This is a genomic window from Peptococcaceae bacterium 1198_IL3148 (assembly GCA_036763105.1).
GTDB lineage: Bacteria > Bacillota > Desulfotomaculia > Desulfotomaculales > Desulfohalotomaculaceae > JBAIYS01.
The window spans coordinates 34,983-57,023 of record JBAIYS010000016.1 but is presented as its reverse complement, the minus strand read 5'-3'; the positions used below and the strand labels follow the sequence as shown (position 1 = coordinate 57,023).

Annotated in this window: 13 protein-coding genes; 1 reads left to right on the top strand and 12 read right to left on the bottom strand. The window is 36.9% G+C overall.

The features are described 5' to 3' along the window. Positions 1 to 208 precede the first annotated feature (208 nt). From V6C27_13345 to dgt, 3 genes are all read right to left on the bottom strand, one after another. A complete protein-coding gene (locus V6C27_13345) occupies positions 209 to 1,234 on the bottom strand; it encodes a macro domain-containing protein (protein MEG6617391.1) in 1,026 nt (341 codons plus the stop codon). A gap of 158 nt (positions 1,235 to 1,392) precedes the next feature. Beyond that, the gene (locus V6C27_13340; protein ID MEG6617390.1) at positions 1,393 to 1,731 is read right to left on the bottom strand and encodes a DarT ssDNA thymidine ADP-ribosyltransferase family protein; all 339 of its coding nucleotides are present in this window, start codon (positions 1,729 to 1,731) and stop codon (positions 1,393 to 1,395) included. A 26-nt stretch (positions 1,732 to 1,757) separates the two neighbouring features. Next, a complete protein-coding gene (dgt, locus tag V6C27_13335; GenBank protein ID MEG6617389.1) occupies positions 1,758 to 2,783 on the bottom strand; it encodes a dNTP triphosphohydrolase in 1,026 nt (341 codons plus the stop codon). A 132-nt stretch (positions 2,784 to 2,915) separates the two neighbouring features. On the opposite strand from dgt, the gene V6C27_13330 reads away from it, so the two are divergent. Next, the gene (locus tag V6C27_13330) at positions 2,916 to 4,976 is read left to right on the top strand and encodes a CYTH domain-containing protein (protein ID MEG6617388.1); all 2,061 of its coding nucleotides are present in this window, start codon (positions 2,916 to 2,918) and stop codon (positions 4,974 to 4,976) included. Between the two features lie 336 nt (positions 4,977 to 5,312). Here the strand turns inward: V6C27_13330 and wecB are convergent, their stop codons facing one another. The 9 genes from wecB to V6C27_13285 form a co-directional block, all read right to left on the bottom strand. Then, a complete protein-coding gene (gene wecB, locus V6C27_13325) occupies positions 5,313 to 6,395 on the bottom strand; it encodes a UDP-N-acetylglucosamine 2-epimerase (non-hydrolyzing) (protein MEG6617387.1) in 1,083 nt (360 codons plus the stop codon). An 11-nt stretch (positions 6,396 to 6,406) separates the two neighbouring features. After that, complete coding sequence (locus tag V6C27_13320) at positions 6,407 to 7,267, bottom strand: NAD(P)H-binding protein (protein ID MEG6617386.1); 861 nt, start codon at positions 7,265 to 7,267, stop codon at positions 6,407 to 6,409. 12 nt (positions 7,268 to 7,279) lie between these two features. Further along, a complete protein-coding gene (locus V6C27_13315) occupies positions 7,280 to 8,497 on the bottom strand; it encodes a glycosyltransferase family 4 protein (GenBank protein ID MEG6617385.1) in 1,218 nt (405 codons plus the stop codon). Between the two features lie 14 nt (positions 8,498 to 8,511). Continuing rightward, positions 8,512 to 9,144, bottom strand: coding sequence for a sugar transferase (locus V6C27_13310; GenBank protein MEG6617384.1), 633 nt, complete (start codon positions 9,142 to 9,144; stop codon positions 8,512 to 8,514). Between the two features lie 39 nt (positions 9,145 to 9,183). Continuing rightward, positions 9,184 to 10,974: a nucleoside-diphosphate sugar epimerase/dehydratase gene (locus V6C27_13305; GenBank protein MEG6617383.1), complete on the bottom strand. Its 1,791-nt coding sequence runs from the start codon at positions 10,972 to 10,974 to the stop codon at positions 9,184 to 9,186. Positions 10,975 to 11,228: 254 nt separating this feature from the next. Further along, positions 11,229 to 11,990, bottom strand: a complete 762-nt coding sequence (locus tag V6C27_13300) for an accessory Sec system protein Asp2 (GenBank protein ID MEG6617382.1) — start codon at positions 11,988 to 11,990, stop codon at positions 11,229 to 11,231. 347 nt (positions 11,991 to 12,337) lie between these two features. Continuing rightward, positions 12,338 to 14,071, bottom strand: coding sequence for a hypothetical protein (locus V6C27_13295; GenBank protein ID MEG6617381.1), 1,734 nt, complete (start codon positions 14,069 to 14,071; stop codon positions 12,338 to 12,340). 167 nt (positions 14,072 to 14,238) lie between these two features. Then, positions 14,239 to 17,226, bottom strand: coding sequence for a DUF6270 domain-containing protein (locus tag V6C27_13290; protein ID MEG6617380.1), 2,988 nt, complete (start codon positions 17,224 to 17,226; stop codon positions 14,239 to 14,241). Then, a complete protein-coding gene (locus V6C27_13285; protein ID MEG6617379.1) occupies positions 17,223 to 22,034 on the bottom strand; it encodes an FkbM family methyltransferase in 4,812 nt (1,603 codons plus the stop codon). The genes V6C27_13290 and V6C27_13285 overlap by 4 nt, the downstream gene beginning before the upstream one ends. Positions 22,035 to 22,041 lie beyond the last annotated feature (7 nt).

Here is a 22,041-nt window from a genome sequence, read left to right as displayed (position 1 = left end):
TTTACTTGCTGGCGCCTGATCATGGACTGCTCTTCAAGGGTCATGAGAATTCCTCCCTCATATATTCTTGAGGTTATTATCTCAGTTCTTAAAGGCAGTTGCTATGTGCAGATTTTTTGACAATTACGATACAACTGCCCAAACTTTATCACTCTAAGTTGTATTTTGAACCGCAAGAACCAAGAACCGCCCCCCCTGAGTCATCCATCTAACCCATATTTATTTTGTAACAACCCAATAAGTCTTTTTCTATAATATTTGAGTTGTATAACCTATCAATCCCTTCCAAAATCTCATTATCTGTATATCTTTTTGCTTTATCCTCAGACCATAGTTTAAATTGTTCTAATATTTCACCTTGCGATAACCCTTTTTGTTCATCAATTAAAAACATTATGGTAGCTAAACACTCTAGCTCATGATTTGAATTAATAGAATTTACATAATTAGCAGCTTTTTCAATACTCGGCAGTAGTTGAGTTAACTTAGCTTCTACATGACCGCTAACAATCTTATTATATAGAATTCCATATGCCTCTTTCGTGTCTTTTACGTTGTGATATTTCTGAAATTCTTTTATGTTTTTACTTATTATTGCTATAGAATTATCATATGGGCCATACTTATATCTCTTAAAATTAAAATAGTTTTGAGAAGAAAATATGTTTAAAAAATAAGCTGTTTTTTGCAACCGCAGTGTATTAAAATGATTTAGCCGTTTTTTCATTTCCATAAGAACAAGCGCAGACAAACTAAGTTTTGGCTCTGCAATGGGTTGTGATACATAACTCTTAGATGGTTCATAAATGATAATTTGCACATCATTACTCAATACTGAAAGCTTTTGCTCAATTATGTCTCTAACTTCACCCCAAATAAGACCTCCATTACCACTGCCAAGCGGAGGTATAGCAATAGTCTTTATATTTAGCCTGTCGATTAACAAGACTAATTCATCAAGTCCATCTTTTATATATTCAATCTTAGAATTTGCTCTCCACTTATCTTTAGTGGGAAAGTTAATTACTATTTTCCCTTTTTCTCTAAAATAATGCAATTTTCCGACTCTAAGATCCCCTTTTTTGCATGCCTTTACATAATCCTTATTATTTTCGGGAAACTGTAATTTAAACTGATAAGCTATACCTTTCCCCATATACCCCTCGCAATTTACAGTATTTACCAAAGCCTCTGCTGGGGATTTTAATAGATCTCCAGTTGTATAACTAATCACAGTCTCACCCCTTTCTAACACCCCACTATTCTAAAACCATTTTTGAACATTCACATAGGGTGGTTGAGTTTTTATCCCTTTTTGTTCTAGTTTTTCCTTAATAAGTAATCTAGTATCTCTATTTTTTACATAAATACACTGAAAATATTTAGCTGGTATTACCCCCTATGAGTATGCATCGTATCCCAGTCTATAGCATTGAATCCTTCATCATACTCCAATAATTTACATTGTTCTTTAGAAAGTGGGTGTATAGGCAGTACTTTAAAATTATTATTTTTTGCTAATTCTCGGGTAATACATATATAGATAAATTCCTTATCTGTATGTGCACTTTTAACTGCTACATCAAAAGATGAATACGGATGAAAATGAAAAGGAATATAGTCATCCAAACCAAGCATCGTACGCTTTGATATGATTTCTTGATCAGCGACATCAGAAAAATTCATGTTATTTTCTTTAATAAATTTTCTTGATAGTAAACCGTTTTCCAGTATTGAATCTAGGTTATCTAATCTTGTCAGATGATAGAGTAATTTGCTGCCCCAAAATTATCCATTTTGTATTTATTATCTTTATTATCTGGTATTAACTCATGGTTATTAATTAATATTTCATACATACTACATACTAGCTCATAAGCCTTATTATCCGCTGACATTATTTTTCCTGACATTATAACCTTCTCTTTAAGTAGTTCCTTTAATGCCTTTATAGTTTTCTCAATTCCATCACTAAACTTTATTACATCTCTTTCAAAGCTATTATTAACTAAATCATTAATTAAATGATGGTACCATCTATTATAATCCAAGTCTGTGTTTTGTGACCATATATACTTTACTTCATCTTTATTTATAAAACTATTTCTTATGCCATCATCAATATCATGATATAAATATGCTAATGTGTCGCAAATATTTACTACTTGACCTTCTAAAGTAGGTAAATCTTCTGGATGAAATTTTTCATATTCATTAAGATTAGTTGTTAGTTTAGTATGTTTTAATATTCCCTCTTTAACTCCATATGTTAAATTCAAACCGGGAATACACCTTCCATTAATTTGCCTATTATGATTAAATTTTTCAACTACCCAAACACTCTGTGCATTATGTGAAAAACCACCTTTATCACTTAGGCAATCATTCAATGCCCTTTCACCGGCATGCCCAAATGGTGTATGTCCTAAATCATGACCCAAAGCAATTGCTTCTGTTAAATCTTCATTTAGCCGTAACGTTCTGGCAACTTGTCTAGAAAGGTGTGCCACTTCCACTGTGTGTGTTAATCTAGTCCTATTATGTTGGGTATTAGGATCACAAAATACCTGTGTTTTTGTTCGGAGCCGCCTAAAAGCATTTGAATATAGTATCCTTCCAACATCCCTTTGAAAACTTGTCCTATATAAATCTTCAGCTTCTTCTAACCATCTATTAGCCTTATATTTAAAATCATTTGATTTTGTAGCTAAATAGAAAAGGTTTTTAACTTCCCAATCCTCTTTGTCTTTTCTTAAAAATAGCCCAGGGATATTAGCCACCACCTAAATATTAAAATTTCTTACTATTAGTTCTTTTACAATAATTTCTACTCAAATTAAATTTTTCCTTTAAAAGGATTATCCCTTTGAATGGAGAAGAACCTTAGTTAGTTTCTAATTTTGGGGTGTTGACTTATGATAAAAAATTACAGTCATATTAAGGGGAAAATAATAAGGGATGCTGTACACGGCGATATTTCTATCCCAGAAAATTTTTTGCAAATAATAGATACACCGGAATTCCAAAGGCTCAGAAGAATTCGTCAATTAAGTACTGCCTACATGCTTTTTCCATCAGCAGACCACACAAGATTTGCTCATTCTATAGGTACCTTCCATGTGATGAAAATGATGATAGACCACTTTACACCTATCCTTGCAGACATGAATATCGAAATTGATCAAAGAGACGTTCAACTAGCGTTAGGGGTCGCTTTATTACATGATATAGGTCATGGCCCGTTTTCTCACGCGTTTGAAAATGCATTACCAAATAGCAATTATAAAAAAATGCATGAAGATTGGACCACAGATATAATTACATCACCAGCAAGTAATATTTATAAAGTGCTAGTAAAAAACTTTGATTCAGATTTTCCAAATGATTTGGCAGGATTAATTAAGAAAGAGCGAGAGGTAAAAGACAATAAATTTGATGTAAGAACCTCTAAAAAAATTGATTTATTTTTTATACTTTCTTCACTTATCAGTAGCCAATTAGACGCCGACAGAATGGACTATCTGCTCAGAGACTCATTTTTTACAGGGGTTTCTTTAGGCCAGTTTGATATATCTCGGTTAATTAAATCTTTAACCATTACCGTACACAAAGATAACTTCTATGTCTGTGTATTAGAAAAATACCTGCCAATAATAGAAGATTATTTATTAGCAAGGTACCAAATGCACGGGCAAGTTTACTACCACAATTTTAAATGCCAAATGGAGCTAGTCGTTAAAAAAATATTACGCAGAGCTTATGAATTATACAATCAGAAACTATTAGGGGAAGCATATCTTCCCGAAGCTATCGTCTCTATATTCGAAGGTAAAGAAATCACTGTGAAAGAATATGTTGATTTAGACGACGCTGTCTTAATTGCCCTATTTTCTAAATGGAAAAAACATAATGATGCAATATTATCAGCTTTATGCACAGTTTTTATAGATAGAAAGAAGTATGCTCAACTAGAGTTACTCGACAATACAGATACTGATATAGAAGAGTTTAAAAAGGAACTTATACAAATATTACAAAATTATAACTATCAAGTAACCGATCTTAACGATGAATACTTTTGGTTAGAGAATAAAGTAGGGCATGTAATCTACAAAGACCTAAAAGATAATATTTGGGTGCTTAGAAATAACGGTACAATCAGTGACCTATTTAAAATTGCCCAAATCGTTACTGAAGACATGAAAGGTGACAAGAACATGGTATTTATAAACACAGAACTTCTTAAATGTCTTAAAGAAATTGATGACAAACAGTCTGCAGCTACAGATGATATCAATAATTTAGTAAAACTATATAATAACCGAAATCATATAGAGATTGAAAAAAAATATATTGTACCGGCAAGTAATATTTTTGATAAGGTACTAACTGTTTTAAAGAACTGGGAAGAATATGAAATTTCAGAACCAGATACAGTTGCTAAACAAGAAGATTACTACTATGATACCGATGATAAAATCTTATATGGTTCAAACAGAACATTAAGAATTAGGAATAAAGGCACAAACTACATTTTAACAATAAAAACCCCTACTAGGAAAAATAACCATGAAGAATACGAAGAAGAAAGCCAAAGCCAACGATTTGAATATGAGTTAACCATAAAAGAAAACGACATTAACAATTATAAAGACTATATTGTTAAGTACCTCCCAGAACTGAAGGAATCAAGCATCTGGACACGTCTCCAAAATACCTTAACCATTAAAAATAACAGAAAACAAATATCAGTATTCAAAAATAATGTTAAATTTGAAATGGTATTTGATGATGTGGAATATAAAGGTTTTAATGATACCAGTCACCAAGAATATCAAATAGAAATGGAACTAAAATCTGACTATCACCACCGGGTTAACCTAAAGTTATTATCCGATTACTTAGAACTAAATGTGCCAGAACTAGAGCCTACTAATGAATCTAAATATAAAAGAGGGTTAAGTCTAACTAGTTAGTAATTTAACGTCAAATGTCGGTGTTAGGAACACTATTACCCGACATTTGGCGTTACTATATACCTCTACGAGCAGTAGTGTTAAGATGATGTACCAACCTATGATAGCTAGCTGGGAAAGTGCATTTTCTATAAGTAATCCCGCACCCTGTACACTGGCCTATAAAATTGAGAACGCAGTAACCGACGGCATCAGTCTGGAATTTGTGAACAAGTTATAGCGAAACAGGCCAGCATCGCCAAAAGACCGGTTGGAGGAGGCAGGATGAGAAAAGCCCCATCTAGTTATTGCATCAAGTGAATAGAGCTTGGATGCGTTACATAAAAAAGTACCCCCTCAGTCCTCTGCCAAAATATCAGCTATCCTCTTGCTGGCAAAACCATCACCATATGGATTACTGGCGTGGCTCATCTTTTCATACTCGTTGTTATCTTCAAGTAATAATTTAAAGGTCTTATAGATAACCTCTTCATCTGTTCCAACTAGCTTCAGTGTTCCTGCAGCAATTCCTTCAGGTCTCTCTGTGGTATCTCTCATAACTAGAACCGGTTTGCCTAAACTTGGAGCTTCCTCTTGAATGCCGCCACTATCTGTCAGTATTAAATAAGATCTGGCAAGGAAATTATGAAAATCCAACACATCTAACGGCTCTATAATTCTTATTCTTTCACACTTACCCAAAATCTCATTTGCTGCTTCTCGCACCACTGGGTTCATATGTATTGGATATATAGCTTTTATATCAGGATGTTCATCAATAATTCTCTTAATAGCCCTAAACATATTTTTCATTGGTTCGCCAAGATTTTCCCTTCTATGGGCAGTTATCATAATTAGTCTACTGTCTGCTGCCCATTCTAATTGCTGATGGGCATAATCTTCCCTAACTGTTGTTTTAAGGGCATCAATAGCAGTATTACCAGTAACATAAATTGTGGCCGGATCTTTTCCTTCCCGCACCAAATTGTCCTTCGACATCGCCGTAGGGGCAAAGTTGTATTTTGCTACTATACCAACAGCTTGCCGATTAAATTCCTCTGGGTATGGCGAATATATACTATATGTTCTAAGCCCTGCCTCAACATGTCCAACAGGAATCTGCATATAAAAACAGGCCAATGCAGTTACAAAAGTTGTAGAGGTGTCTCCATGGACTAAAACCACATCTGGCCTTACTTCTTCTAACACAGTCTTCATTTTCTCTAAAATGCTTATAGTAACATCAAACAATGTCTGCTTTGCTTTCATAATGGATAGATCATAATCTGGAACAACATTAAAAGCTTCCAGCACCTGATCCAACATTTCTCTATGTTGTCCTGTAACACATACTATTGTGTTTAATGATTCTCTAGTCTTTAGTTCTTTCACTAACGGACACATCTTAATGGCTTCTGGTCTTGTGCCAAATACCACCATCACTTTTTTCTTCAACTTAAATATTCCACCTCACGTTTTATTCCCTCTTCAAAGCTCAGTGGTTCATATCCCAAATCTGCCTTTGCTTCCTGATGAGAAAAGTTTTTATTTTCATTAAGTCTTAACACCTGTTCAGCTTTCAAAATTGGCTTACTAGTAATCTTTTCGTAAATTTTTAACAAATTGTAGCTCAAATTCATCGGTATATGAATTTTTATCACTTCTTTACGTAAAACCTTTGCAGTAGTATCAACAACTTCATTATATGTTAGTGGTTCTGCACCAGATATATTATAAGCTTTTTTAATGCTTATTGATTTTTCATATGCTTTCACAATAGCACCAGCTAAGTCTTCAACATACACAGGCTGCTGTAAATAGGTGCCGTTTCCTAATATCGGAAGTATACTTAGCCTATCCAAATATTTTACTAACCGCCACATATTTCGATCTCTAGGTGTTCCATATATCATAGTAGGTCTAATAATTGTATAATCTAAGCTACTTTCTTTAATTAATTTCTCGGCCTCTAAACGGATTGCCTTGCTTTTAGGATTTAACTTTGTAAATATCCCGGTAGTACTGACAAAAATGGCACGCTTAACATTCATATCCATACATGCATTTACAATTTTAGGCCCATTACCTGAACCTAAAGTTACTATGTTAATAAATGCATCCTTTGCCTTTAATGCCTCGCAAATAGACTTATAATTATTCAAATCTCCATAAACATATTTAACATTTAATTTTTCTATATTGTTAAGATTGCTTGTTTTTCTTACAAAACAAGTAACTTCATGACCTCGGGCCACTAGTTCCTTTAAAACAAACTCCCCTAAAAAACCCGTTGCTCCCGTTAGTAAAATCATGCTAATCAACCTCTATATGTTGCTTATAATCTCTAGGTACTTTTCAGCCAACTTATTTCTCGAATAGTTCTGCTCCACAAAAGCCGGTCCGTTTTCCTTGAACTCACTATATAAAACCTTGTCATTTTTTAATTTAAGTATTGCAGCCTTAATTTCTACCGGATTATCAGGTGCAACAACTAAAGCCGCTTTAGAGCTATTTAAAATATCTGCTGCTTCCCCCTCTAAACTTGCAACAATAGGAACACCACAGGCCATTATCTCAAACATTTTAGATGGAATAAATGTTTTAAACAGCTCAATATTTTTTAACGGCACTAAACATATATCTGAGATACTATAAAATTCAGGTATCATTTCTTTCGGCTGCGAATCAATAAATTTGACATTAGTAATACTTTGTTCTCTAACAAATTCCTTTAACTTATCTTTCTCTGCCCCTTCGCCAATAAATAAAAACTGAATATCTTTTTCTTTTAATAATTCTTTTGCCACCTTTAAAATAACACTTAAATTCTGTGAGATCCCATGTGCTCCTACATAAGAGATAACAAATTTATTTTTTAAATCGTATTTATCTACCAAATATTTGTTCTTCACCCTTGGATAAAACAACTCTCGATTTACACCATTGGTTATTACGTGGAATTTCTCAGCATCAATTCCTCTAATAACAACATTATCTTTAAATGACTCGGTTACCATAATTAAACGATTGCTTTTTTTATAGAAAAACAACTCCATTTTCTCTAATATATTGGTAATAAGCCCTTTTTTCATAACACCCAATTCAATCATAGCCGCAGGCCATAAATCTCTAATCTCTAGCACAAAGGGAACTTTTTTTCTCAAGCTATACCAGTAACCTGAAAAAATTGAAAAGAAGGTAGGAGAACTTGTGATGATAACATCTGGTTTTTTTATTTTATTCATAGAAAATAACACTGATGAAAGCATAAAAGATATATGTCCCAATGTTTTCTTAACAAATCCTTTATTTGGGGTTGCATATATGTAGTTTCTATGCACATGAATACCATCCAACATTTCATGCAAATATTTAATTCCCTTATATTCATCTGGTATAACTCCTGTTGGATGATTTGGAAAACAGGTCACAACATGAACGTCATTACCTAGCTCCACCCAGTGTTTAGCCATTTCATATATTCTTGCTGAAGGTGCCCCAATTTCTGGATAAAAATAATGACATATAACAACTATCTTCATGGTCTACCTCAATTTTATAACGACTTATTTACTGATTTCTCAGTCTCACTTTTTAGTGTTCCAGTTGCTCCTTCAACAATTCCATCACCCTTAACAACACTAACAATTGTTCCGAAAAAACATTTCATATCCATTAAGAGGCCAATCCTTTGTACATAGTCCCCATCAAGTTTTGCCTTAACCTCAATGGGCAATTCATCTCTACCATTAATCTGTGCCCAACCGGTAAGTCCTGGTCTTATGTCATTGGCACCATATTTATCTCTTTCTTCAATTAAATCATACTGATTCCATAAAGCGGGTCTTGGTCCTATAATGCTCATTTCACCTTTAAGGATATTAATAATCTGGGGTAACTCATCTAAACTTGTCTTTCTTAAAAACTTACCAACCTTCGTTATCCATTGATCGGGATTCTCCAAAAGATGTGTTGGTGTATCCTTGGGAGTGTCAACTAACATAGTACGGAATTTCAATATATTGAAATGGTTCTTATGAATCCCCACTCTTTTTTGCTTAAACAAAATTGGACCTTTAGAATCTATCTTAATCGCTATAACTAAAACTAGAAATACTGGAGATAATAAAATTACACCTAATAACGAAAAAATAATATCTATTAACCTTTTAATTTTTAAGTAGGTCATCCTAATACCTCCAATAAAGTTAGGCAATACTATAACAAACTAATTAGCCTTCTGATAACTGATAAAATTAGGCATAATCCGTGCTAAGCTTTCAAATACCCTGCCGTTATCCAGTACATCTTTTTCTGCTAACTTCATTATTTCTTCTGTTAATGCTGTATGTTCTATTTCCACCGGCTTAGCCACAAATATCCGTTTATGCTGGGTGCTGGCGGAACCTTCCTCTGCTGTTAGCAGCTCCTCAAACAATTTTTCTCCTGGTCTAACACCAGTATATTTAATTTCTATATCTTTACCGGGATCAAATCCAGACAACTTTATTAGGTTAGTAGCTAAATCAACTATTTTAACTGGCTCACCCATATCCAGGACAAATATTTCGCCCCCTTGAGCCATGGCGCCAGCTTGAATAACTAGCTGAACTGCTTCTGGTATGGTCATAAAGTATCTTTTCATTTCTGGGTGAGTTACTGTAACCGGACCGCCCTTTGCAATTTGCTCTTTAAATATTGGTACCACACTACCTCTACTACCAAGAACATTACCAAACCTTACTGCCACAAATTTTGTTTTTGAACCTTTAAACATATTTTGTACTATCAGTTCAGCCATGCGTTTGGTGGCACCCATTACGCTGGATGGGTTAACAGCTTTGTCTGTGGATATAAATACAAAGGCATCACAATTTGATTGATCTGCCAACTCTGCTACATTTTTAGTACCAAAGACATTGGTTTTTATTGCTTCATCCGGGTGCATTTCCATTAGCGGCACATGCTTATGGGCCGCTGCATGGAATACAACATTTGGTTTATGCTTACTAAATACCAGCTGCAGCTTATCTCTATCCCTAATATCTGCTATTTCCACTGCTAGGTTAATATTGGGATAACTTTCTCTTAATTCCAACCAAATTTCATAGATGCTGTTTTCGCCGTGACCTAATAGTATAAGCTTTTGGGGTTCTAATTCACAAACTTGGCGACAAAGTTCTGAACCTATTGAACCACCAGCCCCGGTAACCATTACCACTTTTTTATGAAGATACAATGAGATTTCTTGGAGATTAACTTGCACCGGTTCTCGGCCTAGTAAATCTTCAATATCTATCGGTCTTATTTTGCTTAGAGTAACTTTACCATCAAGTAGTTGATAAACACCAGGTAAAATTTTAACGCTTGGTACATGTTTTTTACAAATCTCTACTATTTCTTTAATTTCTGCTCCTGCTACCGATGGCATGGCAATAATCACTTCATTAACACCATATTTACTTACAATATTTGAAATATCCCCTCGACCGCCCAGCACCAATAGACCGTGTATAGAAAGGTTATGTTTACTATAATCATCATCAACAAAGCCAACCACTGGTTGGTTGCCGTTATAGTGGTTTTTATATTCTCTAGCTACTAGCGCCCCGGCATCCCCAGCACCATAAATTAAGATCTTTTTATTAGTAGTCGGTGCATCTGGTCTACCCTTATTTCTTGATCTTATATACTGTTGCCAAGCAAATCTTGATCCGCTGATAAAAATAATACAGAAGGCCCAAAACATAAGAATAATACTTCTTGGTATATGGGTTTCTACCATATATGTTAAAAATATAATAACTAAGGAACCAGCACTGATCGAATGTATAATCGCTATTAATTCATCGGTACTAGCATAGGACCAAACCCGGTGATATAGCTTTGTATAGTAAAAAATAAGTATTAATACAGGGGTAGCAATAAGCATTAAAACATACATACCTTCAAGAAACAGTGCTGGAATATTACCTTCAAAACGTATTAAGTATGGAATAATTATGGCAAGGTTAATCAATATTGTATCAACCAATATTAATAATGGTATTCTATAATGCCTTATTACTTTAGACACCCCCCTTCATTCTTTCTATAAACTTAAGCCAAATCAATATTAAGAACGTTGTAATCAACAAAGTATCAAACAGTGTTTATTTTCTTATTCAAAATCATAGAAGCACTAATGAAAAGCTACAGCAAGTAAACATTATAAATAGTCAGTTGCTAGCTAATATTTCAATTTATTAACTTAGTTTGCTATTCACTTATAATTTAAGTTTCATTAACCCTTCTTAAAAAAGGCTCAACAATATCATCATGTTTTTCAATATCAATCACTTCTACATTAATTCTAGACTCATCAACCCCAAACTCTTTTGCATATTGAATAAAGTAATCTACATGATTCTCTAAGTATAAAGTTTTTATTCCAGTAATAATCTCAATGGTCCCACGAAATCTACTACCACATTGAGCAATTATTTCTTTAAACTTGCTATTTAATAATTCTTTACCTTCTTCATTGATTCGACCAGTCATTACATAAGCTATACTCTTAAAATATTCTGCATTCTTCCATCCTTTACTAAACAAGAAGTCTCCAATTCTTACTTGTGGTTCCCCCACTATAACATTTCCAAAGCCCAACATCATTCCGTAAGCTAACGCAATAGTTCCACCTTTTGATGTCCCCACTAAGTACAAACTCTCTCTAGGTATATTTAACTGGTTGATTGATTCTTTTAGAAGAGCTAGTACTGCATTTCTAACTTGATTGCACCCAGATACGTTTAACAAATAACATCCATGTGCGCCAAAGCTATCTTTAATGTGTAGAACATTGCCATCTAGGGAATCCCTAAGTCCGTAGTATGACATCCTAGTAAATCCAGGTGTACTATCTACGCCAGAAAAAACCACATATAATTTATTTGAGGAACCTCTTTTTAAAGAGTAGATAATATATCTGTTTTTAAATTTAAATACACCATCGGGTAAAAGTAAGTTATTATCATATTCTGTTTGGTAATTCATATGTGCCCCCCAATAATTTAATATATAGTTACAAGAAATTAAACTCTTAGCATATCTGATACCATAATATTAAGCCTGTTGCAGCATACCCAAATAGCTTATTTTAATCAGTAGTGAATAATTGAAACAAATAATTCTAGTGTTTCACGCCAATATCTACCGATACCGCATATCTATCATCTGTAGAAATATAAAGACTCAATTGTAACTCCATGTTTATACACAAAATGGATAGGCTTCCAATTGGGTACTTAATGCATACAAAGAAATACCTTAACTTGACGACCTGCGCCTGCAACATCTTGGATTTCCAATATACGCGCAATCATTCAAAACTCGTTACACAATCATTTCCCAATACCTTCCCCCACCTCTTCCACACACTCTAGGATTAGTGGTATAAGTTCGATAGCAGAAATAAACTGCTGGCGCTCATAAAAGCGCTCAAAAGCAAACATCAATGCGGATAAACGAATCTTCTTGATAGCAACCCCATCTAGTGTAGGTCTCTTTTTTGCTGCATAGGAAAAAAACTCAGGCAAGATTTCCCACTCTTGTTTACTTAACGGCCAACCAGCGCCCACTGGCTCTAGAGACCATTTGCCCCAGTTTGTGGCCATAAACTTATTATTCTCCAAAACAATCATGGTATCTGCAACTAGATCCGGGTTATAGATGCAAAGTGGCAAGTCTGACAGTATTTCCCTGATTACATCTAGCTTTTGCTTTAAACGCTTCATTTCTACAACAGAATCCGAATGTTCAGCTATAATCAGCAGTCGGTCAATCATTTTCCTGTTAATCCTCTCAGCCAGCAACGGACGGGAACGACGGAAACGGTTTACGATGTCTTTAGGTGGTTCAATGGACCAGAGTTCCGCCAACAAAAAACGTACACCATACTTCGCCTCTTGCGGTGAAGGCTTGGTCCCACTATACAGCTCAAAAATATGACAGTTGTAACTATCAACCTTTTGCACCCCATAAAAACGCGGTACTGGTAAACCTCCGCTCTCAAAGGCCATCAACAAAGTTGCCTCATGAATAGCCAGTGCCTGACGTTTAGTATGAAACAGCTTCACCAAATAACGCTTAACTAATGCTTCTGTCTTATTGGGCGCCTGGATATCAAACGCCACTACGTCAGCTACCCCGGTTTGATGCCAAGATATTCGCAGGCCTTTTACCTCGACCCCTGTAGCTTCTACCAAAACCGACTGGATCCATTCCTTACAACGACTAACTTCTAACAATGGCCAAAACCCACTATCATTTTTGGGGTTCTCATCCATTAAAGTATGTCCATAAAAAAACAAAGCAGTAATCTTTAGCCGTTGTTTTTTTAACGCAATAAAATCTTTTGCCAGAACTACTAACTTATTTAATGCCTGGCGAACCAACACTATAGAAATAATGGCAACCAGCAAGTCCGGTGGGGAACCAAAAAGAAAATCCATCACTATAAATGCAAAGGTGAGCAGAAACCCTGCTTGCCCAACCATGCCTATTACTTCACCCAAGCCTTCATACATTCGTACACAGAAAGAATGGTTCACAAGATACAAAAAGACAAAAATTAAATAAACTCCCACGCCAGACCCAAGTAACAGCATTGTCAATAATGGGTAAATTATCCCCAGAATTAGAAAGGCAAGTCCTGCAAATATTCCCGCGGCGAGGCAACGTGTGTATCGCTTATACGCCATAACAGCAACTTCAACCTGATTTTCGAAAAGGGTAATCTTTTTGCTTTTTTGCAATAAAAGTTGAGCACCACAATCTGCCCAATAACCTATCAATTTTTCCGCTAATAGATATACAAAATAGAAAGCAATCGCGGTTACACTCAACAATAAAACTAATTGTGTCCTGTCAAACTCTAGAAACACCTGGGGAAAATAACTCGGAACTCCTGGTGAAGCCAGGAGCATAATGACCTTTAGTGGTAAAAAAGATGCAAGAAGCAAAGCGACCTCCGAGATTAGGGTAGCAGACACCACCGAAAGAGTTTGACCTGGTACCACACGGGCAAACTTGATACCAACAGATAAAAACCACCGAAAAGTATTGGCTAAAAACATTATAATTGATCACCCTTAGACCTTATCTTCATTTCTTTGTTTCTTATTGGGGAAACCTTTTATTATTCTAGCAAAAATGAGCACACTAATCTTTTAATTCTCGACCTTAAACATTGTGAAGAATCTCTACTAAACTGAGTGCATTTCCTTTAAAATGGGTTATTATCCTACACACTTTTAACCACCTTAAGTTCCCATTGACATGAATGACCAATTTCTATTTGGTAACCAACAGTGTATGTGTCATTAATCTGCATAAACCCAGCCCCCGCAACACTTTTGAAATCAGCTTCTTTATCCCAACCACTATACACCTCTGGTTTACTAATTGAGCATTCCAACCTCAGTTGGTAACAAGAATCAGCATGTAATAGTATAACAGCATCTTCATCAACCTTAGCCTTTACACCTTCTCCTAGATGAAAAACTAAGTATGCTCCTTGTTCATTATCATTAGATAAATTTTCAACACAATCAAAGCCTTTTATATTAAGCATTGAAACTTGACCTGTGATGCGACGTGAAACTTTATAATTTGAATAAGCATTATGCTCACCAAATAGTTCAAAGCTCTCTTGATCGCTTGAACCCTTTATATATGCCAACTCTGGCTCTATAGAATAACTATTTCCTGGTATGGCAATATTATTGTGTGCTAATGCACTCCGTAAATAGGCTGGAATATCACTTTTATATTCATGAGAATAAAAACTCGGGTCAATTAACCATTCAATCCCATCAAAAAATAACGTAATAGAAAGATTATCCTCATGCTTGTGGGTTTTGCTCAAGGATGTTGCAAACATACATAACATAAACGGCACCTGTTCATGATTACCTTTTACCACAGCGTACCCGGCTTTAGGCAATATTAGACAATGCGGTTGTTGATAAACTCTACCACGCCGTACTTTTTTACCCGTCACGTTCGGGAGGCGAAAAGTATCGCCTTGAGAAGGACTACGTTTGTCAGGATAGCGAAGATAGTCGGACCAAGCGTTTAACTCATTAGCTATAGTTGGGATACTCGAAGGACGACCAGATATTTGAACTAGCTCACCTGCAAACTCCACCAGCCGCTGAATACCATGATGGTAACCAATAGAATTCTCAACAAAAATAGCGAAACCATTATCTCTTACTATTAACTTGTTAAGTTGGTCTGTTAAGCGAAACATACCGCATTCCAGCCACCGTTTAGCACATGGAAAATCATCCATCGCGATTGCAGTAGCAATCAATGCCATATCTTGAAACCAAGCATGGTTATGATAACGCGTTGATTGATAGAATGCATAAAATGCTTCAGATTCCAACAATTGTCCGTGTCTAAATATCGCTAGCCGGATACGTGACATAAATCGATAATCAAAACTATTTTCACGACCCAGTTCGTACAAAAAAAGTAGGGCAAGTAGGCGCTCGGCTGTGCCGTGGTCATACCATGCAAACTTGCGATCTGGATCAGGATTAAAGAAGCTTCTCTCCAACCAATCGGATATAAAGTCACGTGCCGCAAATATAGATGCCATAGTCTTGGTTTCTCTTGCATAAACCATAAGAGATATGGCAGGTTGCATAGCGTGCCATAGATAACGATATGTTCCAACTTCCTCAAATTTTTCTGGTAGCGGCTGGTCAATCGACCAATATAAGCTAGCATCCCCAGTCAGCGGAAAATCACCACTCGCAAAAAACCTTTCAACATGTTGTTTAATATTTGGATTACAGCGTTTAAAATACTTTTGAATTGCTAAAAAAAGCTTATTACGCCTTTCTTTAGTTGCCATCTTAGAATGATCTGTAGACGATTCTTTATATAAACCGCAAAAATAAGTTTTTCTTGCTAAACCCTCTATTTTTTCTAACCAAGCCGCCGCCCAACGTGCATCAATTGAAGCCCCTTGGTGATTTGGTCTACCCTTTACATACAGTCTCAAATCACTTATTACCGAAGGTGCTGAAACCTCCCAATCATTCTGGAGACCAAATATCAAGTCGTTCCACCCCACTGAAAAAGTGACCCAATCCTCCTGCAAGGGGTTTGGAATTTTTACATGTCTGAACGTTTTTCCAGCCGTGTGGCCAATAGCTAAATAACTAATGTCTACCCAACCTGACAACCTAAAGTCAACCGATAATCCGTTAGCTAATTCTAATGGTGAAGGAAAGTTTATTTTTAGCTGGTATGTACTTCCTTCCCCGGAAAATAAGGCTCTAATATGATCTTCTTCAAGGAACACTTGCCCATTAGACTCCAGTTTCACCGTTGCTTCGCTATTACAATCTGCTAGATCAACCACCACCGCGTTAGTCACGCCTACCTGGACGATATTAGTAATATTTCTCTCAACTAGAGCTGATTCTACTTTTTGACATAAAACACTGGCTTTTTTATAAGTGTCACTTGAAAATATCTGCTGGTCTTTGTAACAAGATTCGGATTTCAGCTTGCTCACAAGCTGTTTATAAAAACTATCAATAAAATGAAACGGACTCCTCCCCCATTTATGCATATCAGCACCAACCATTAAATCATTTTCAAAATTATAGAACTGGGATTTCAATAAATCCTGTGCCATTCGTTTATAAAGCTTATCAAGAAACTTATTGGCTATATCAATCTTTTCTTGACTATACGATGGGAGATACTTTTCACCACTTTTAGATTGACTAGCCCAAAAAACCTTATTTATACGTAAAACATCTAATTTACCAACCGCATTAAGCTGGGTAATAAACGCACTCCAACCCCGTTCCCACAAACGATAGAACTCTTCTGACCCAGAAGCTATCATTTCAATACCTTCTACATACTTGTAAACCTCCGTTTGTGCAAGTTCATTAGAAAATGTGCAAATTTCCCCACCTTGCATTTTGAGAAGAGGAAAACGCTCATCAATTGGGTCGTACACTAAAATGTCAAATACAGCTGTACTTAAATATTCTTGAAACTTTTTTTCTAAATCAGCTTTTACAATGCGCTTTTGGAAGGAAGAATTAATCTTCTGAAGATCAATACCTTTTACCGATTTTCTGGAATAAGCGCTTGCCAATGAGCTTCTAGCAAAATAATTAACAAGTTCTAGCTGTTGACTATCATCAAATTCTAATGCATCACGGGTAACGCAACTTCCAAAAATCAGCACTTTCATCTGTTCAACCCCTGTTTAGTTACCGTCGGCATTATCGACGAACTTTGTATAATGAGCAACTCCTGTTCAATTATTTTTTTAGCACCACTTTGACAACGAACCCGCTCGGATGCTGCTCTCGACATAGAGACGAATTTATCCGGATTTTTATACAAAGCCATAATACCCTCAGCCAGGGCATTAGCATCTTCGGGCGGTGCAAGAACACCACTAGTTTGATCAACAAATTCAGGTATAGCTGCAATAGCATTGGTTACTGGCACCAGTCCAGATGACATAGCCTCATCACGAGACACACCTTGTGAATCCCACCGTGTTGGACAAAGGAACACTCCATACTCTTTATGCAACGCAGCAATTTCACTATGGGTTAAAAAACGCTGCTCAATTGAAACATTGTTAAACTGGCGTAGCGGTGCTATAGTCTCATCAAATAGTTTTCCGTCACCAATAATTTTAAACTCTAATTCATTAAAGAAATGATTTTTTGAGAGCTCAAGAATAGCCTGTACAGATAAATCATTCGCATACTGGCGTGAAGCAAATGGCCTTATTGACAATATTTTTTTGCGCTGTTCCGCTGGCTTTTCTTTATATGCAAACTTATCAGTATTTATTGGGTTATGAATAACGCTATACTGAGTTTCTGGTATATCAAATCCCAAATCCTCAAACACCTCATTGGCAAAACTCTGCGAGACAAAAATCAGATGTAGATTAGCAGGCATTGGGTTAAGTATTGTTTTCCAAAAGCCCATGCGCTTATCACTTTCTATTTTAGCAAGATCACGCTCTGCATCTGTTGTATAGTTGTAGGCACGCCTATACCAAGGATGAATTTCTGCACCATGTAACCAAACCACAACCCTAACATTGTCAATATGCTGTTCTAGTACTTGCCACATTTCAGGGCTTAAAAAATGAACCAGCACACTTTTGTAACGACCAGATGATATCATCTTATCTAATGCTGCTGCATCTCCAGTTAACACATCGATATCTTCAAACTCGTTAGCATTTAAAGGCTCGTTGTTACGCAAACGGAACACATCAACCTTAACACCGCGCTCAGCATAGGCCTTAACACGACTGTGGACAAAACCATTGCGGTAAAGATCATGATAAGCAGGATAGTTATTGGTTAGTAATAAGTACTCTGCCTTACCTATTACTTCAGCCGGTTGCAGGTCACGATGACCCACTACAATGCCTTTTATTTCTGTCTCGCCACCGGAGAGCACCCGTAGTCCTAAACGTAACCAAGTTGTTTCCGGTGGAATTTCTGTTGTACCGTTACGGTTAGCCTGAAAAATAACATGATTAATGCGTTGTTTCTGGGCATCCAAAAACAATATAACTAAACTAACTGAGAGACCAGGTGTGGTGTCTAGGTAGCATTTAAGTTCTCGACCGTTTACCAGCACAGTAGGTTCTAAATCTTCAGTTGCATAAAGATACTCATGTTTACCATCACCCAATTTAGAGCGAAGCACCATTGCTGTGTCAGTCGGCGTAACCTTAATTTTTTTACTTTTACATTTAGCAAACAGTTTTGCCAGTTTGTTAGGTCCCAATAGCACTTCACCGTTAGATTTACTAGCTGGTTGAATACTTTCCGCCAGCGACTGCAACTGTTCAATGCTTAGACCGAGATCTAGATCCGGCAGATCATCAACAACTGCCTTGACCTGTTCTAATGCAATATCGCCAACATTACAGCAGTAGTTATAAGGATCAATAGCCAACCCCTTGGCACATTCATGCTCATAAGCGTACAGGTTGTCTAGCCACTGATGCAGGGCTTCTGTAGACACAAGTTCTGTTCTTATGGCAGACCTGCGAGCAGGTAATGTTGCAATAGGTCTATAAGTTGCATCTACCTGTTGCAACTGTATATTCTTATCGGCAACCTCATAGTAAGCCGCTTTACCAATGAGTTCAGCACAACTGTAATGTGTCGCAAGAGCAATATCCAGTAAATAGTTGGGGCCATAATAATCTTTGGCGCACATGCATGTAAGCCAAGTAGCACCACGTGCAACGTCGCTTACCTGAGTATCCGCAACTTCATTTTCAGTTATATACTGCACCCGCTCATCATCTATTTTCCGTACATTATCAGTAGTAACCAATGTCATGCTTATTGTCGGGTGGGTTTGTGCCAAAAACTGTTCAGTTAACCTGTCGGCTTCAGCTTGATTTGTCGCCTTTGCCAATACCGCAATCTCTGGAAAACTTTTTTCTATTGCTTTGCCCCTTACTTTAGCAAGAATATAATGTAACCGCTGTTGGTAGGTGTGTTTCTGCATAACCTTGCGTAGAGCAGCCAACCTAAACTTACCTACTTTTTCAGGATTATCAACCACATTTCGCAACCGCTGAACTAACTGGTTACCATTATCCGAGGTAATAACCAGATCACCAAACATTAATCGCAAGCCACGTGAAAAATTGCTAATCGTGATGGTGTTGGACGCCAGTAGCTCAAACACACGGCGTGCAAACATTGATTGCGATTGTTTGATAGAGTTCAGGTTAATTGCATACTGATAGCCTTTATAAGCAATATCTATCTTATCAAAGGGCAAGGTGCCAACAATATAAGGCTGATACTCAGCCGGGAACTGATAATTTGGATCGTCTTTTCCATAATTACGATCATAAATTTCAACAGGTCTAAACTCTGGCAACGCTTGCAAAAAGCTTTCCAAATCCCGGGTTCGTTCTGGATAACGCACATAGTAGGCACCTGCAAAACTAATAGCATCCTTGCGCCGGTAAAGCTCAATAGGATTATGCACCGCAGGTTGGCAGGCAAAGGGCAATAAGTAAACCCTCTCATGGCCCAACGCTGCTTTGTATCGATGGATACAGTCAATATCGGTAGTAAAAACGTAATCAAACAGTTTTGCAGTGTTTAGAAAGGTCTGGAAATGAACTGGGTCTTCCTTGTTCCAGAACACTGTTGGTATAGAACGATCTTTGCACCATCGAACTATGTCTTGTAGCTCCGAACTTTTATGCCCAACCTTACCACCCCAAAGTCCGTCTTTACCACGCCAAGCGGATTCTATAAACAATATTTCTGGTTGGAAACTTTCTAGTTCTGCCTGCCAGTTGTCCGGAGTAAGTTGATGTAGTCTGCACTCAGGCTGATAACATCCAAATGAGAAGTCGTCCATAATGCAGGCGACCTTAATTGTGGTCCGATTACCTTGAACCTGCAATGCTTTTACCTGTGACTGGTTCTCTTCTTTGATTAGTGCTGGTGTCACTTGTGGATTTATCTGTGGCCGAAGGAACTTTTTCTTGTGCTGTGACGGCCTGTTCTGGTCTGTTTCAACAATTTTTTTTTGTGAAATCCCACGACGTTTTTTGGCCTGTTTATATATTCGCCAAAGAGCCAGTGGTAGACGAACAAATCCTCGCACAGAGGTGGCCGCCATTTTAATTTGATAGCCAAGTTGATACGTAAGGCTGGCACGGGTTTTGATTAGCCTTTTCTCTATTGATAGCCGCTCAGCTGTAACCTTTGCTAGTTGCTTTTGCAAGCTGGTAATTTGTAATTTCAATGCTGGAATTTGCACACCAGTGGCTTCCCGATATTTCTGATTGGCCCGCTCTAGACTTTGTTTGATCGATTTTAATTCTGCCGTTTTTTCTTCTATTATCTTCTCCAGCGTTGCCTCTTCTAAAAGAACTTGCTCTTCTTTTAGTGCTTGAGTAGCAGCTTCAAGTGTAGGCTTTATCTTATTGATCTGTTTCTGTGCTTCATACGTAGCTATTAAATCGGCCTTTACTGCTGCAGTCAACTCGGCAACCTCTTTTTGCCGTGCATCCTGTTCATTTTTTAACGCCTGCACGGCAGTTTCAAGTTGTGCTTGTAACATAACAAATTTCTCGGTTGCAACTTTTCTAGCGTTTTCTTCCTTTCTTAACTGTTCTTTGAGTTGTGCATATCGCTCATTTACTTCACGATACTTTTTATTAGCATTATCAAGTTTAGCCCTTAAATTTGCAAGTTTTTGATTTTCCTGATAAGAACCTAGCACTTCCTTAAACTGCAAGCGTGACACACGACGTTGAATATCAACCTGTTCATTCGGCAGAAACAAATGTGTCGGTGTAGCGTTAAATGTGTCCCAATAGCCATAATTTAGAGTATCCAACCAATTCACTACACTGCGGAAATCACTATCTGTCTGACATTCTACATAGAGCATTGGCCGATCGTTACGCAATAAGGTTTCTGCTCCTTGCAACACCAAAAGTTCCATACCTTCAACATCAACCTTGATTACTTTAACTGGCTTGGGTAACAACAAACTGTCCAGTGGCATCACACGAATGTTACCTTCGCCCAACTCAACAGATTGAGCACCTAAATTTTCTTGAATCTCACGGACAAATCTACCATATCCTTCGGAGAGTGCTGCGGCAACTTTCTCCACATGCACGCGATCCGCTAAGCCATTGAGGGCTGCACTCTCTATAATTGCTTCGGCTAGGGTTTCATTTGGCTCAATGGCGATAACCTCACATCCTACAACACTAGCAAGGTATAAGGTGTGATTACCAACATTAGCGCCCACATCTATTACCAGGTCATCTACTGAAAGGCGATTTTGCATATCCTTAAGCATTTCGAACTCATATGGTGTGTGCTCGTTATGTAGTTTTTTCTGAATGTAGTCAGTATCTGCGTTAGGAGTAACCAAAAGATAAGAGCTATCGCCTACGCTTAGCTCTACAACATCAGGTCGTTTCTCTTTCGCTTCAGTGTTAAAATTCTGTTGATTATTCATCATTTGCTAT